Source organism: Chloroflexota bacterium, from assembly GCA_016887485.1.
In the GTDB taxonomy this organism is placed as follows: Bacteria; Chloroflexota; Anaerolineae; order Anaerolineales; family Anaerolineaceae; genus Brevifilum.
Map to the genome: position 1 here is coordinate 103543 of CP069394.1, position 14430 is coordinate 117972.

Below are 14430 nucleotides of genomic sequence, written 5' to 3' on the forward strand. Positions count from 1 at the left end.
ATTTAGGCTTCGTTAAGGGCTTCCTGCATGATCCCACCGGTGCGGATCCGGTCAACCTCTGCGGGGGTGTCCACGCGGGCGATCACGGTGAACTCGATCACCTTGCCATCTGACCTTTCCGCCTGGACTGTACAAACGGCATGAGGGGCTAATTCCGACAAGCCACTAATTGTGTATTTTTCCTCACCGGTCAAGCCCAGGGTAACAGCGTTTTGGCCTGCTTCGAATTGCAGCGGCAGAATTCCCATCCCGACCAGGTTGGAGCGGTGGATCCGCTCATAGGATTCGGCGATCACTGCCCGCACGCCCAAGAGCAGCGGCCCCTTCGCGGCCCAATCCCGGCTGGAGCCGGTGCCATACTCCTTTCCGGCAATCACGATCAGGGGCGTCTGCCTTTGCTGGTAGGCCTGGGAAGCCTCAAAGATCGTCATGATCTTGCCATCCGGCAGTAAGCGGGTGTAACCGCCTTCTTTTTCAGGGGTCAGTCGGTTGCGCAGGCGGATGTTGGCAAAAGTACCGCGTACCATCACCTGGTCATTGCCGCGTCGAGCCCCAAAAGAATTGAAATCCTTATCTGCAATTCGCAAGTCATAGAGATACCATCCTGCAGCACTATCGGCAGGGATCGCCCCGGCGGGGGAGATGTGGTCAGTGGTGACCGAATCGCCCAACAGGGCCAGTACCCGCGCCCCCAGGATGTCGTCTAGCGGGGGAAGGGTCTCGGTGAGCGTGAAATTTTCAAAATAAGGTGGCTCTTTGATGTAGCTTGATTGTGGATCCCAGGGGAACAGGGCGGAAGGCTCACCTGGTGTAACCGATTGCCATTTGGCGTCACCGGTGAATAAGTCGGCATAGATCTGCTGGTAGAGTTCCGGCTGGATGGCTTTCATTAAGGCCTTGATTTCGGATTCCTCCGGCAGCAGCTCTTTCAGGAAAACCGGCTGCCCGTTCTGATCCGTTCCCAGAGGTTCGGTTTCAAGGTCAATATCCACCGTGCCGGCCAGAGCATAAGCCACCACCAATGGTGGTGAAGCCAGATAATTGGCGCGGGTCAGAGGATGGATGCGGCCTTCAAAGTTACGATTACCGGAGGAGATGCTGGTTGTCACTAGATTGGAATCTCGCACGGCTCGGGTAACCCGGGGGTGCAGCGGACCAGAATTGCCGATGCAGCTGCCGCAGCCATAGCCTGCCAGGGTGAACCCCAATTTATCAAGCGAATCAAGCAGACCCGCTTTTTGCAGATAAGCAGTCACTACACGGGATCCCGGCATCAATGAACATTTAACAATAGGGCTAACGGTTAATCCACGTTCGAGTGCCCTTTTTGCCATGACCCCTGCGCTGAGCATTACGGTGGGGTTGGATGTATTGGTACAGGAGGTGATCGCGGCGATCAGCAGTGAGCCATGATTTATTGTGTATGTTTCATCTCCGATTTTAACTGGCACTTCCGCTTTATCGGTCCCAGGATGCAGGCCAAAACCTTTGTCCATCTTTGCGCGGGCAAGATGGGCTTCAAAGTCCGCCTTGAGGTTGGGAATCGTGACTCGTTCATTGGGGCGGAATGGCCCGGCGACACTGGGCTGTACATCGGTCAGGTTGACTTGGATGACCTTAGTGAAGCGCGGCGCCGGGTCACCGGTTTGGCGGAACAAGCCCTGAGTTTGGCAATAGCTTTCCACCCGTGCCACGTTCTCCGGGCTTCGTCCAGTCAGTCGAAGATAATCCAGAGTCCACCGATCCACCGGGAAGAGGGTCACTGTGGCGCCGCTCTCGGGGGACATGTTGGCGATCATGGCCCGGTCGGGGATGGAGATGGTATCCAATCCATCTCCAAAACATTCGATGAATTTGCCGACCACACCCTCCTGCCGCAGGCGTTCCACGATGGTCAGGGTCAGATCGGTAGGTGTTGCTCCGGTGGGGAGTGCGCCTATCAGTTCAAGGCCGATCACATCCGGCAGAACCACTTCAAGGGACTTCCCCAGCAAAGCGGCGATGGCTTCAATGCCGCCTACACCCCAGCCCAGCACGCCCAGTCCGTTGATCATGGGCGTATGCGAATCGGTGCCGACGAGGGTGTCGGGGAAAACGGATTCGACTCCATCCACCTCACGGGAGGTCACCACGCTGGCCAGGCTTTCAAGGTTGATCTGGTGGATGATGCCTTTACCGGGTGGAACCACCCGGAAATTGTCGAAGGCTTCCTGCGCCCAGCGCAGAAGCTGGTAGCGTTCACGGTTACGTTCGTATTCCCGTTCCATGTTGCGGGAAAAAGCATCTGAGCTGCCGGTGAAATCCACCTGAACCGAGTGATCAATCACCAGGTCCACCGGGATTTTTGGCGCGATCTCGGCCGGGTCGCCTCCCAGCCGGGCATAGGCGCTGCGCATGGCGGCCAGATCCACCACCAATGGCACGCCGGTCAGGTCCTGCAGCAGGACACGGGCGGGATAGAAGGGAACCGCCGGTCGGTCTTTTGCCTGAGGCTGCCAGTTCAGGATGGCATCCACGGCCTGCGAGGCGGATTGATCATGGGCGCTGTGACGCAGGGCGTTTTCCAGCAGGATTCGCAGGGAAAAGGGTAATTGGGTCAGCCGTTCACCGGCAAAATCCAGCAAGTTGAAAGCGGGGGTGTGATTGGCGGGTGTGCTTACCATAGGGGTCTCCATGAAAAGTCTATAACGATTGCATTTGATTGATGACAGCCTGCCCAAAGGCGCTGGTGGATAGCGTTTCTGCTTCAGGCATCAGGCGCTGGAGGTCAGCAGTGACGGTCTTGGCAGCGATGGCTGCCGTGAGCCCTTTTTCAACCAGGTTTGCAGCTTTATGCCAGCCGAGATAGCGGAGCATCAGTTGGCCGGAAAGGATCAATGAACTGGGGTTGGCCTGATTTTTGCCGGCCAGCGTCGGTGCGGTGCCATGGGTGGCCTCGAAAAGGGCGGTTTGGGTGTCATAGTTAAGGTTTGCCCCGGGAGCCATCCCCAACCCGCCCACCTGGGCAGTGAGCGCATCGGAAAGATAGTCGCCGTTGAGGTTCATCGTTGCGATCACATCAAAGCTCGCGGGTCGGGTGAGGGCCTGCTCGAAGGCGGCGTCGGTGATCACATCATTGACGTGGATCTTACCGGCTGCCAGGGTAGCCTGCAGCTCAGCTTCGGCTGCTTCCTCTCCCAGGCTGGACTGGGTTTGATTGAATTGGCGCTGGGTATAGACCTGATCGCCGAATTCACGCTCTGCCAGGTCATAGCCCCAGCTGGCGAAAGCCCCTTCGGTGAACTTCATGATATTGCCTTTATGCACCAGGGTGACACGCTTCCGGCCGTGTTCCAGAGCATAGTTTATTGCGGCGCGGATCAGGCGCTCACTGCCCTGGCGGGAAATGGGCTTGATGCTGAAGGCGGAACTCTCCGGGAAACGGATCTTGGCAAATTCCTCAGGTTGATTGTTCGCCAGCCAGGCTTGAAAGGCTGCATTGACTTCGCTGCCTGCCTGGAATTCAATCCCGGCATAGATATCCTCAGTGTTTTCACGGAAGATCACCATATTGACCAGTTCCGGCTGCCGCACGGGGGTGGGGACGCCGGGAATCCAGCGGACTGGGCGGACACAGGCGAAGAGGTCCAATCCCCGACGGAGGGCGACATTCAGCGAGCGGAATCCCTGACCGACAGGCGTGGTCAAAGGACCTTTAATGGCGACATGATACCTGGCGATGGCCTTAACTGTCTCAGGGGGGAGCGGGGTGCCAAGCTGGGCTAGCGCTTTGCCACCGGCGGGGATTTCCATCCAGGCCAGGCTGCGTTTGCCGGCATAGGCCAGCCGAACTGCTTCATCCAGCACAGGGCGGGCTGCCTGCCAGATATCCGGTCCAACGCCGTCACCCTCAATAAAGGGGATGATGGGGTGATCCGGGATTTGTAACTTGCCGTTTTCCAGAATGATGGATTCTCCGTTAGGCGGGAGGGTAAAGAAAGGTGATGCCATGATTGCTCCTGAGGGTGATAATCCTAATGATAACAGTGGGTTAACGCTTGTTTTAGTTATTGACAGATGTTTGTGTCCAACTTTATAATCATGATAACACCTAATTATGAGACACTGTCCCATATAAAGGGACAGTTAGGAGATCAATGACAAAACCCTCCAGCACGCTGTCTAATGCTATCCGATTGATAGATTGCTTTTCCAAGGACGAACCTTATTTGGGCGTCCGGGAAGCAGCGCGTATGACGGGGATTTCTTCCAGCACCACCGGGCGGGTCCTGGCTTCATTGAAAGAGCTGGGGCTATTGGTTCAGGATATGGAAACCCGCCAATATGCCCTCGCGGGGAAGGTGCTGGCCTGGGCGGAAATCTATACCGCCACGGTGGATGTTCGACGGGTAGCCCTACCATTCATCTATGACCTCCAGCGCCTCACTGGCGAGACCATCAGCCTGTATATTTTGGAAGGTATGGAGCGCGTCTGCGTGGAACGGTTGGAGAGTGAACAAAACGTGCGGATGGTTGCCCGGGTGGGCCGCTATCTGCCGCTGCATGCCGGTTCGGCTGGCAAGCTATTTCTCGCCTACATGAGCGAGGAACAGCGCGACCTTATTTTTGAGACCAAGGAGCGCAAGGTCTTCACGCCAATGACGATCACTGACCCGGACAAGCTGCGAGAGGAATGTGCCTTGATCCTCGAACGCGGCTATGCCCTCAGCCACGGTGAATGGACGGTGGATGCCTCCGGTGTGGCTGCCCCGATCTTCAATCAGCGCGGCCAAATGGTCGCGGCATTGACAATCTCCGGCCCAACCCAGCGCTTCACTCAGGATAAGATCGAAAAATTTTCCACTAACTGCATCCGAACCGGATTGCAGGTCTCCCGATTGCTTGGTTATAACCCTCAGCAACATCGAAAGGGTGTTCAGCCTGGGCGGCCTCGGTAGCCGCCACCTTTTACCGGTTGAACCCTGTATAAAAAATATTGCGAGGTGTTATGATGAATAGTCGTAAAAATAAAGTTAGTTCAGCGTATCCAGATCTAAAATCCAGATCAAAACTCACCATAGAAGATAGGATCGCCGCTCAATTGCCTGGTTGGCATGACCGCTTGACACGGTTATTGCGCCAATATGGCGATAAGCCCATCGGCGAGATCACGGTTGCTTCCGTTTATGGCGGCATGCGCGGTCTCTTTGCCCTGGTGACCGAAATCTCCCATGTTGATCCGTCCCTTGGGCTATTGATCAGAGGTTATTCAGTGGATGAACTGCTGCAGAAACTGCCCAAGGTGGAAGGGTCGGATTTTCCCCTGCTGGGTGGTTTATATCATTTGCTGCTGGTGGGTGAGTTTCCAACCCATGACGATGCGATGACAGTGGAAGACCTCTGGCGGCAGGAGCAGGGACTGCCCGGTTACGTGGTGGATATGCTGAAGGCGATGCCTGCCAGTACGCACCCGATGACGCTGTTCTCCCAGGCGATCATTGCGATGCAGCCGGAATCGGTGGCAGCCAAGGCCTATCACGAAGGGATTGACCGCAATGAATATTGGCGGCCGATGCTGGCGGATGCACTGAAGATCACGGCCAACCTGCCGACCCTGGCCGCGACGATTTACAACCTGAAATATCGGGACGGCGCGGAAGCCATCCCTGACCCTGACCTGGATTGGAGCGCGAACTTCGCGCACATGATCGGCAAAGGGGATGACCCGGATTATAAAGACCTCTGCCGGCTCTTTATGACCTTGCATTCCGACCAGGAAAGCGGCAACGCCAGTGCCCACACCTCGCATCTGGTCAGTTCGACGCTTTCGGACCTGTATTTATCCTCTTCCGCCGGGCTGAATGCGCTTGCTGGGCCGTTGCACGGGCTGGCCAGCCAGGAAACCCTGCGCTGGCTGCAGGCTCTACGAGAACAATATGGCGGCTTGCCCAGCCAGGAGGAACTGAAGGATTTCGCCCTGGAGACACTCGAGCAGGGTATGGTGATCCCCGGTTACGGTCACGGTGTGCTGCGGCGGACGGATACCCGCTTCACTGCGCAATACCGTTTTGCGGAAGTATATATGCCGGAGGACCCACTGTTCCAATTGGTGAAACGGGTCTATGAGGTGCTACCGGAGGTGCTGGGCGAACTGGGTAAGGTGAATAACCCCTGGCCAAATGTGGACGCCATCAGCGGCACGTTGCAGCATCATTATGGGATCGAACCGGAATTCTGCACGGTGCTGTTTGGTGCCAGCCGCTTGTTGGGCTTAACGGCGCATGCCGTTTGGGCCCGGGCCTTGGGGCAGCCGATTGAAAGGCCGCGTTCATTCACCACGGATCGCATCGAAGAGATTATCACACCGCTGATGAGCGTGAACTCCCCGGAGATCAACACGTTTGCCTCGGAAGTCTGACCTACTGAAATGATTGATTAGAGGAAAATGAACACCTTCAAGATAAACACACTGGATATACAAAGGATATTATGAAACATCGAGACTGGAAACGCTATAACCCGCCCAAAGAACTTGCTGCCATCCTCAAAGCTAATCCGGATGTGACCATTGTGGGCACTTCGGATGAGCTGTTGGAACTCTCCTGTGGTGAGAACGGCAAGACCTTTGATGTGGCCTACCAAATTCCTAATCTTGGGAAGGTGGTGGATGCCACGGTGGTGCGGGTGCGCAATGGGATCGCAGCGAACTACCCTTCGCCCTATATGCGCCGGCGGGACCCAAACGCGATGTTGATCGGTGATGACGGCCCCACAGACCATACGCGTTTCGAGGAAGTATATGGCTATCCTTTCACGGATTTGCGCACGCGGACATTTGAGTGGCTGACCAAGAATCCATTGATCCTCTATGCTTATGTGACGGGGAAGAAAGGCCTGGGCAAGGATGCTCTGGTGGTGGCTCCGGCCAATGCCGGTTTCTTTGGCTTCGGGCTGGCTTTGCTGCAGGGGATCACGCCCTATGAGGAGGTTGACAAGGACTTCAACCCGGCCTCGGTGATCTATGTGGCACCGACTTTCCGCTATACCGATTTGAACAATAAACAGGTGGTGGTGCATTACCGCCAACCCGGCATGCACGAGGTCTTTTCCTACTGCCTTTACCCCGGCCCCAGCGCCAAGAAAGCCGCCTACAGCATTTTGCTGAACCAGGGTGAGCAGGAAGGCTGGGTGACTGCACACTGTTCCACTGTCCGGGTTGTGACGCCTTATGACAACGAAGTGACCTTCATGCACGAGGGTGCCAGCGGGGCGGGCAAGAGTGAGATGTTGGAGTATCCCCACCGCGAGGACGACGGACGGATGCTCTATGGCGAGAACATCGTGACCGGTGAGAAACGGCTGCATGAACAGCCCCGCACCTGCGCGCTGCACCCGGTGACAGATGATATGGCGCTTTGCCACCCTTCCCTGCAGCATAACGGCAAGCTGGCCGTGGTGGACGCGGAAGACGCCTGGTTTGTGCGCACCAATCACATCCATCATTACGGCACTGACCTGAACTTTGAACGGCTGACGGCGGAACCCGATGAGCCGCTGCTTTTCCTGAATATCAACGCCGCCCCGAATGGGATCGCGATGATCTGGGACCATGTGCTGGATGCACCTGGTAAGCCCTGCCCGAACCCGCGGGTGGTGGTCCCCAGAAAGATTATCCCGCATGTGGTGAACGAGCCGGTGGATGTGGATATCCGTTCCTTCGGCATGCGTACGCCCCCCTGTACCCGTGAGAACCCAAGCTATGGGATTGTGGGCTTTTTCCATATTTTGCCCCCGGCGCTGGCCTGGCTTTGGCGGCTGGTGGCCCCGCGCGGCTATGACAACCCCAGCATCACGGACAGCAAGGGTCTTTCGACCGAGGGCGTGGGCTCCTATTGGGCCTTTGCCACCGGAAAGCGCACCGTGCACGCCAACTACCTGCTGGAACAGTTCACCAGCAGCCCCGATACCAGCTATGTTCTGACGCCTAACCAGCATGTCGGCGCCTGGAAGGTTGGTTTCATGCCTCAGTGGCTGATGCGGGAATATCTGGCCCGGCGCGGCCATGCCCGCTTCCTGCCGGAAAACGTACGCCCGGCGCGCTGTTCGCTGTTGGGTGAATATCCGCACCAGATCCAGATCGAAGGGCGGCAGCTCTCCCGCTGGTTCTTCGCGGTGGATACGCAGCCCGAAGTGGGTCCCGAGGCCTATGACCAGGGTGCTGAAATGCTCTACACATTCTTCCACGAGATCTTGCGTCAATATGACCAGGAGGCGCTGACGCCCCTGGGACGCGAGATCATCCAATGCTGCCTGGATCGTGGCAGCCTGGCGGAGTATAAGTCGCTGATCGCTTTTGAGGAGAAGGGATAAGCGTTCTTTTAGGTTTGAATAAGAGAAATGTCCGTAACACGCAGCCACCCAGTCGACCTTAGGTTAGCCGGGTGGTTGGGGGTTAAGGTGGGGTAATAATTTAGAAAAAAGAGTAAATAATAAATACATCGGGTAAGTTTTATTCACAAATGTTATTGCTTCCATTTTATGATTGATCATTAGAATTAAAAAGTTGAAAGAAAAAGGTGGATAAAGATAATTGAGTTTAAATTCTATTAGTAATATTACATAATGTATAATAATAAATGGGTGAAATTAAGAATTTAGAATAAATATTTCTTACATAAGAATCAATAGAGGAAAATGTAATGCATTTAAATATTCTTCAGGAAGTATTGAAAAAGTATCCTATTGCAGAAGATCTATATAATTTCCTTTTTCAAATTGAAACTGATGTAGAACTAACGGATTGTGAGTTTTATTTAAATTTTCCAATTTATAATAACCTTGAGGGACAAGTTTTTACAACCGATATATTATTGATCTCTCCTAAGTATGGGGTGATTGTTGTGGGATTATTTAATGATTCGGTTGAAAATGATCATAATAATCTAAGTAAAGTTGAAATGAAATCGAATAAAATTTTTAGTTTCATTTATTCGAAATTATTAAGAAATGATTTGTTGCGCAGTTCACGGACAGATTTGATTTTTCCTACAGAAATCTTCTTGTTTGCTCCTTTAATTAAGAATTTGAATTTTCAATCCACGAGTGATATTGAGATTTATAATTCAATTGATGGCGTTCAATCTTTTTTTACAACAAGAAATGATAGTTCATCAAGGCTTTCTGAGAGTTTATTTTTAGAATTAAAATCAACGATTGAAGGTGCTAAAGGCATAATTAGATTAAAAGAGAGACAATTTTCTGATGGTAAAACGAATTATAAAGGTCGGTTAGCCAATCTTACTGAATCTCAAATTGCTAATTTTGACCAGAAACAAAAAGATGGATTCATGCCCATTCTTGATGGTTTACAGAGAATTCGGGGTTTGGCAGGATCAGGAAAGACAGTAGTACTTGCTATGAAAGCAGCCTTGATGCATCTTTTATATCCGGATGCTCGAATTCTTTACACTTTTTATACACGAAGTTTATATCAGCATATAAAAAGAATGATTACCAGGTTCTATCGGCAATTTGATGATAGGGATCCGGATTGGGATAAATTAAAGATAATGCATGCCTGGGGAGGTAAGAGTCAAGAGGGCGTATATTATAATGCCTGTCAATTTCATAATATGGAATCTCTCACCTTTTCTTCGGTAAAATTTAAATCTAATCATGATCCTTTTGATTTTGTCTGTAATGATTTACTTAGTAAAACAACAATATTACCTATGTATGATTATGTACTTGTTGATGAAGGACAGGATTTCCCCGATTCATTTATTAGGTTATGTGTTAAATTGGCAAGAGATTCACGAGTAGTGTATGCATATGACGAGCTTCAGACTATTTTTCAGATAAAAGCACCATCTCCAAAGGATGTAATTGGCCCTGATATTGAGCTAAGTAGTGATATTGTCCTCGATAAATGTTATCGAAACCCGAGAGAGATATTATTATGTGCACATGCACTGGGTTTTGGTATTTATGGTGAAATACGACAGATGCTTGAAAATAAAGAGCATTGGGAAGATATTGGATATAGAGTAATTCGGGGTAATTTTCAAGAGGGTGATGAAATTATTATTGAGCGTCCATTAGAAAATTCATTACCAATTATTTCAAATGAACAATCAAAAGAAGATATTGTTCAATGCACGGTATTTAGCGAATTCTTAGATGAGATTAATTCAATTTGTTTAGGAATAGAGAAAGATATTGATGATGGACTCCGTCCAGATGATATTCTTGTTATCGTTGTCGATGATCGAAATGCAAGAGACTATTTAAGTGCTATTTCAAATAAGTTAGCTGAAAAGGATATTGCTTCCAACAATATTCATATAGACAGTTATGGAATAAAAGATTTTCAACAAGAGGGACGAGTGACTTTATCAACTGTACATAAGGCTAAAGGCAATGAAGCTTTTATGGTTTATATTGTGGGTGTTGATTCATTATTTGCTGGTGAGGCAAATGTTAGAGAGAGAAATATTCTTTTTTCAGCTATGACAAGAGCAAAAGGGTGGGTTCGGGTTTCTGGCATCGGGCGGACGGCGGAGATATGTAGTCAAGAAATAAATAAAGCTCTAGAAAACTTCCCTTATTTAAGATTTGAATATCCAAGTGGCGATGAGTTAAACAAGATCAAGCGTGATTTAGAGGAAAAAGCTATAAGAAAGCAAAACGCTGAGAGAGCTTTGGAAAAAGCGATGAAATATTTTTCAGTTGAAGAGATTCAAGAAATTTTAGCTCAAAGATCAATAAATAAGGGAGAATCATGAAGAATTGTTGGAAAAGACAATAATGAATCGTGGGCTTGTTGAAACAGAAATCAATGATGCATGGACATTATTAAAAAGATTAGGACTTGGTAAAGATCGTGAATATCACCCTGGTACTCCTAGTAATCCAGCAGCACTCTTCAGACGATTAACCTATCAAGATTATTGGAGTACATCTTTCAATGAGCATTATTATAATTTTCTTCTTTTCGATAATTCCATAATTGACTTTCGGTTTAATTCGTTTAGACCATTAAATTTCACTTATTCCTATATTGAGTGTCCCTATATTTTTGTGACATTTTTTGATTATGTGAAGAATTTAGATATTGAGATAGATTCGCAAGACTACCAAGAATTGGAGTGGGATCTGAAAAAAGCTTATGATATGGAGGGCCAAGACCAAGAATTAAAATTGACTGTCACACCGATTAGATATGATTTCGCCCCCGAAATATATACTTTAGATGTCCATCCCGCATCACATTTCCATTTGGGATTCAAAAATGAGATAAGAATTGGTACAAAGAGAATATTACATCCATTATCATTCATTCTCTTTGTACTTAGGCATTGTTATCCAAATAAGTGGATTGAGTTCATTTCAATTGATCAATATATTAAGTTTCTACCATTAATTAGAGATTCTTTAGATGAAATAGATGCCTCTATCTTTTTTAATGAAAAAGAAATGATCCTCGAATAAACATCTAATATGGAAGAATACGGTTTTTCTATTAATATTTTGTCTTTGGATTGTTGCAGGTTCTTTAACCGTTGTCTGTAATAATCGACCGTAATATTCTAAGGCGTCTCATTTCATTGTATAATTTCTCCTAACCAAGCTAATCATGTTAGCCGCAGGAGAAGGAGGGAAATGGTCCATCACACACAGCACACGAAATCATTCTTACATTGAACAACATTTAGTGGGAAATCATGGGAGAAACGATGCATAAAAAAGTTCTGATGGTTGGAATCCTGGTTACGATATTCTTGGTGACAACTGGATGCGGTTTGTTTGATCAGATCGGTCAAAGCATCGGCTAAAAAACGCCAACGAATACCGAAGTGCCCGAGGATACGGCTACGCCGATCCCGACTTCGACCGCAACGGTAACTGTGACGCCGACAGTTACCAACACGTTACCACCGACGGAGACGAGCACGCCGACGGAGCCCCCGTTTATCAAAGCCAGTGATATCAGCCTTGATGACTTAGGAGAAAAAATCCAGGTTTGTGGTCAGGTCACAGATTACGAAGAAATCTACTGCCCGAGCTGCGTCTATGGGTTTTATTCCTATCTCACACTGGATGATAACTTCTACATCATTTCGTATGAGTGGACCTTTGGCGAGGGCTGGATTGGTTCGTATATCACCGTGAAAGACACCGTGGAACAAATGGGGAGCAATCCGATATTTGTCTTCGGTGGCACAGAGGGCTGGGATGAGACGGAATGTGAGCTCATGCCAGATGGGTCACTCTCCTGCGTGGGAGGGAACTACTTCTTGAATGTTCCCAACTGCTCTTATTAGAAAATGAAAGGTGGGCCTTGCGGCCCACCTTATTCATACCTATTTTTTACCCTTCTTTTTTGGCCGCCGGTGCTCTTCCGGCAACTCACCGCGTCCGGTGATCACTTCTTTTTGGCGTTGTTTGGCGGCGGGGTTCTTTTCCACAAATAATGTCTCTCCGGTGAAGGGGTCCTTGCCGGTGTAATACATCACGCTGGCGTAGGTGGAGGGCGTGGGGGTGAAAACCTGGACCTGTTCGGGCAGGATCCCGAGTTGGCTGCTGGCGAATTTCTTCAATTCCTGCATATCCGTCATCGTGCAGCCTGGATAGGCGGCGATCAGGTAATAGCTGAGGTATTGTTTGCGTTTGACATCCGTTCCCAGTGCATCAAAGCGCTCTTTGAATGCCAGGAGGCTACCGGTGTCCGGTTTGCGCATCCGTTTGAGGATTTCAGGGTCGGTGTGCTCGGGGGCCACTCGCAGCTGGCCGGAGACGTGATGGCGGACCAGCTCGCGCAGGTAGGCTTGCCCATGTTCCTCATCCGAGAGGATCAGGTCATAGCGTAATCCCGAACCGACAAAGACCTTCTTAACGCCTTTGATCTGGCGAATTTTGCGCATCATGTCGGTCTGCTTGCTGTGATCCACGGGGAGAACCGGACAGACCTCGGGGTAGATGCAGGATTTATCGAGACAGGGTCCCTTGCGCAGTTTGACCGGGCATTCGTAACCATACATGTTGGCGGTTGGGGCGGAGAGGTCGGTGATGAAACCGGTGAAGTCGGGCAGGTGGGTGATTGTCCTGGCTTCGTCGAGGATCGAGGCTTCGCTGCGCCACTGCACCGTGCGGCCTTCATGGACCGCTATGGCGCAGAAGTTACATTCGCCATAACAACCGCGATGGGTGGGAATGGAGTAGCGGATCGTCTCCAGGGCCTTGACCTTGCCCTGTTTGGCGTAGTAGGGGTGCTGGTCACGCTCAAAATCGAGGCCGTAAACATGATCCAGTTCTTCCTGGGTCAGGTGCGGATAAGGTGGGTTTTGGATCAGGTAGCGGTTGCCGTGTGCTTGGGCCAGGCCATGGGCGTTGAGTGGGTCATTGTTGCGATAGAAGACGTGGAACATCTCGGTGAAGGCATCCTTATCCTTGCTCACTAATTCATAGGATGGCAGTTCCAGGTAGCCTTCGGGAATCTCGGTGCCGTTATAACAAAGGCCGCGGATTTTGGTCGGGTCGCTGCCCTCTTCGAGTGTTTTGGCAAATTCCAGGACGCTGCCTTCCGCCATGCCATAGAGCAGGTAGTCGGCTTTGGCATCAAAGAGGACAGACCGGCGGATTTTGTCGGTCCAGAAGTCGTAATGTGCCACCCGGCGCAGGCTGGCTTCAATCCCGCCCAACATGATCGGGACGGTGTTCTTGAAGTAGCGGCGGATCTGGTTGGCATAGACCAGGGTGGCCCGGTTGGGGCGTTTGGTGTTGCGGCCACCGGGGGTGTAGTCATCCGCGCGGCGGGGACGGCCGGTGGCGGTGTAGTTGGCAACCATCGAGTCGATGCTGCCGGCGGAGACGCCCCAGAAGAGCCGCGGCTCTCCCAGGCGGGTGATGTCATCGGGTGATTGGGTGTCGGGTTGAGCGATGATGCCAACTTTATAGCCTGCTTCCTGCAGGACCTTGCCGATCACGGCCACGCCAATGAAGGGTGAGTCGATGTAGGAATCACCGGTGATGAGAATGACATCCAGTTTATCCCAGCCAAGTTTGTCGAGTTCGGCTCGGGTAGTAGGTAAGAACATAGCATGCCTTTGGTTAATTAGAGTATCTCGTGATTGTACCGCTAAGGTGGGGATTGGGGTATGGGGAGATCAGGTTGATAGGAAAGCCAGTCATAATGTGATTATTTTTAACCCCTTCCACTCCTAAGGGGAAGGGTGCCGAAGGCGGAATGGGGTCACGTTCCTCGCAACATACAGGACTTCTTCGAGGATAAGGGAACCTGGTTCATCATTGCGAGCTTGCGACATCGTCCCCGAAGCGAAGCGGAGTGGGAAGCAATCTGATCTTTGTTGATATTGGATGATCTGCAGATGTAAATAATAAAAGAAGATTGCTTCGTCAGCCTTCGGCTCCCTCGCAATGACAAGAAAAGGA

9 protein-coding genes are annotated in these 14430 nt (G+C 50.7%); 6 read left to right on the forward strand and 3 right to left on the reverse strand.

Going from position 1 to position 14430, the window contains the following annotated elements; translation table 11 throughout:
- Positions 1 to 2 precede the first annotated feature (2 nt).
- The gene (gene acnA, locus JR338_00500; protein QRN83272.1) at positions 3 to 2675 is read right to left on the reverse strand and encodes an aconitate hydratase AcnA; all 2673 of its coding nucleotides are present in this window, start codon (positions 2673 to 2675) and stop codon (positions 3 to 5) included.
- Positions 2676 to 2682: 7 nt separating this feature from the next.
- The gene (icd, locus tag JR338_00505) at positions 2683 to 3990 is read right to left on the reverse strand and encodes an NADP-dependent isocitrate dehydrogenase (protein ID QRN83273.1); all 1308 of its coding nucleotides are present in this window, start codon (positions 3988 to 3990) and stop codon (positions 2683 to 2685) included.
- A gap of 146 nt (positions 3991 to 4136) precedes the next feature.
- Between icd and JR338_00510 the strand changes: the two genes are divergently transcribed.
- From JR338_00510 to JR338_00535, 6 genes are all read left to right on the forward strand, one after another.
- Entirely contained in the window at positions 4137 to 4937 is an 801-nt protein-coding gene (locus JR338_00510; protein ID QRN83274.1) for an IclR family transcriptional regulator, read from the forward strand.
- 53 nt (positions 4938 to 4990) lie between these two features.
- Positions 4991 to 6397 (forward strand): citrate (Si)-synthase, encoded by a 1407-nt coding sequence (locus JR338_00515; protein ID QRN84316.1) that lies wholly within the window; start codon positions 4991 to 4993, stop codon positions 6395 to 6397.
- Between the two features lie 71 nt (positions 6398 to 6468).
- Positions 6469 to 8349: a DUF4914 family protein gene (locus tag JR338_00520; GenBank protein QRN83275.1), complete on the forward strand. Its 1881-nt coding sequence runs from the start codon at positions 6469 to 6471 to the stop codon at positions 8347 to 8349.
- Between the two features lie 329 nt (positions 8350 to 8678).
- The gene (locus JR338_00525; protein QRN83276.1) at positions 8679 to 10763 is read left to right on the forward strand and encodes a DEAD/DEAH box helicase; all 2085 of its coding nucleotides are present in this window, start codon (positions 8679 to 8681) and stop codon (positions 10761 to 10763) included.
- A 7-nt stretch (positions 10764 to 10770) separates the two neighbouring features.
- Complete coding sequence (locus JR338_00530; protein ID QRN83277.1) at positions 10771 to 11469, forward strand: DUF2290 domain-containing protein; 699 nt, start codon at positions 10771 to 10773, stop codon at positions 11467 to 11469.
- A gap of 365 nt (positions 11470 to 11834) precedes the next feature.
- Positions 11835 to 12302, forward strand: coding sequence for a hypothetical protein (locus JR338_00535; protein ID QRN83278.1), 468 nt, complete (start codon positions 11835 to 11837; stop codon positions 12300 to 12302).
- 39 nt (positions 12303 to 12341) lie between these two features.
- Here JR338_00535 and JR338_00540 read toward each other — a convergent pair whose 3' ends face one another.
- A complete protein-coding gene (locus tag JR338_00540; GenBank protein ID QRN83279.1) occupies positions 12342 to 14075 on the reverse strand; it encodes a YgiQ family radical SAM protein in 1734 nt (577 codons plus the stop codon).
- Between the last annotated feature and the right edge of the window lie 355 nt (positions 14076 to 14430).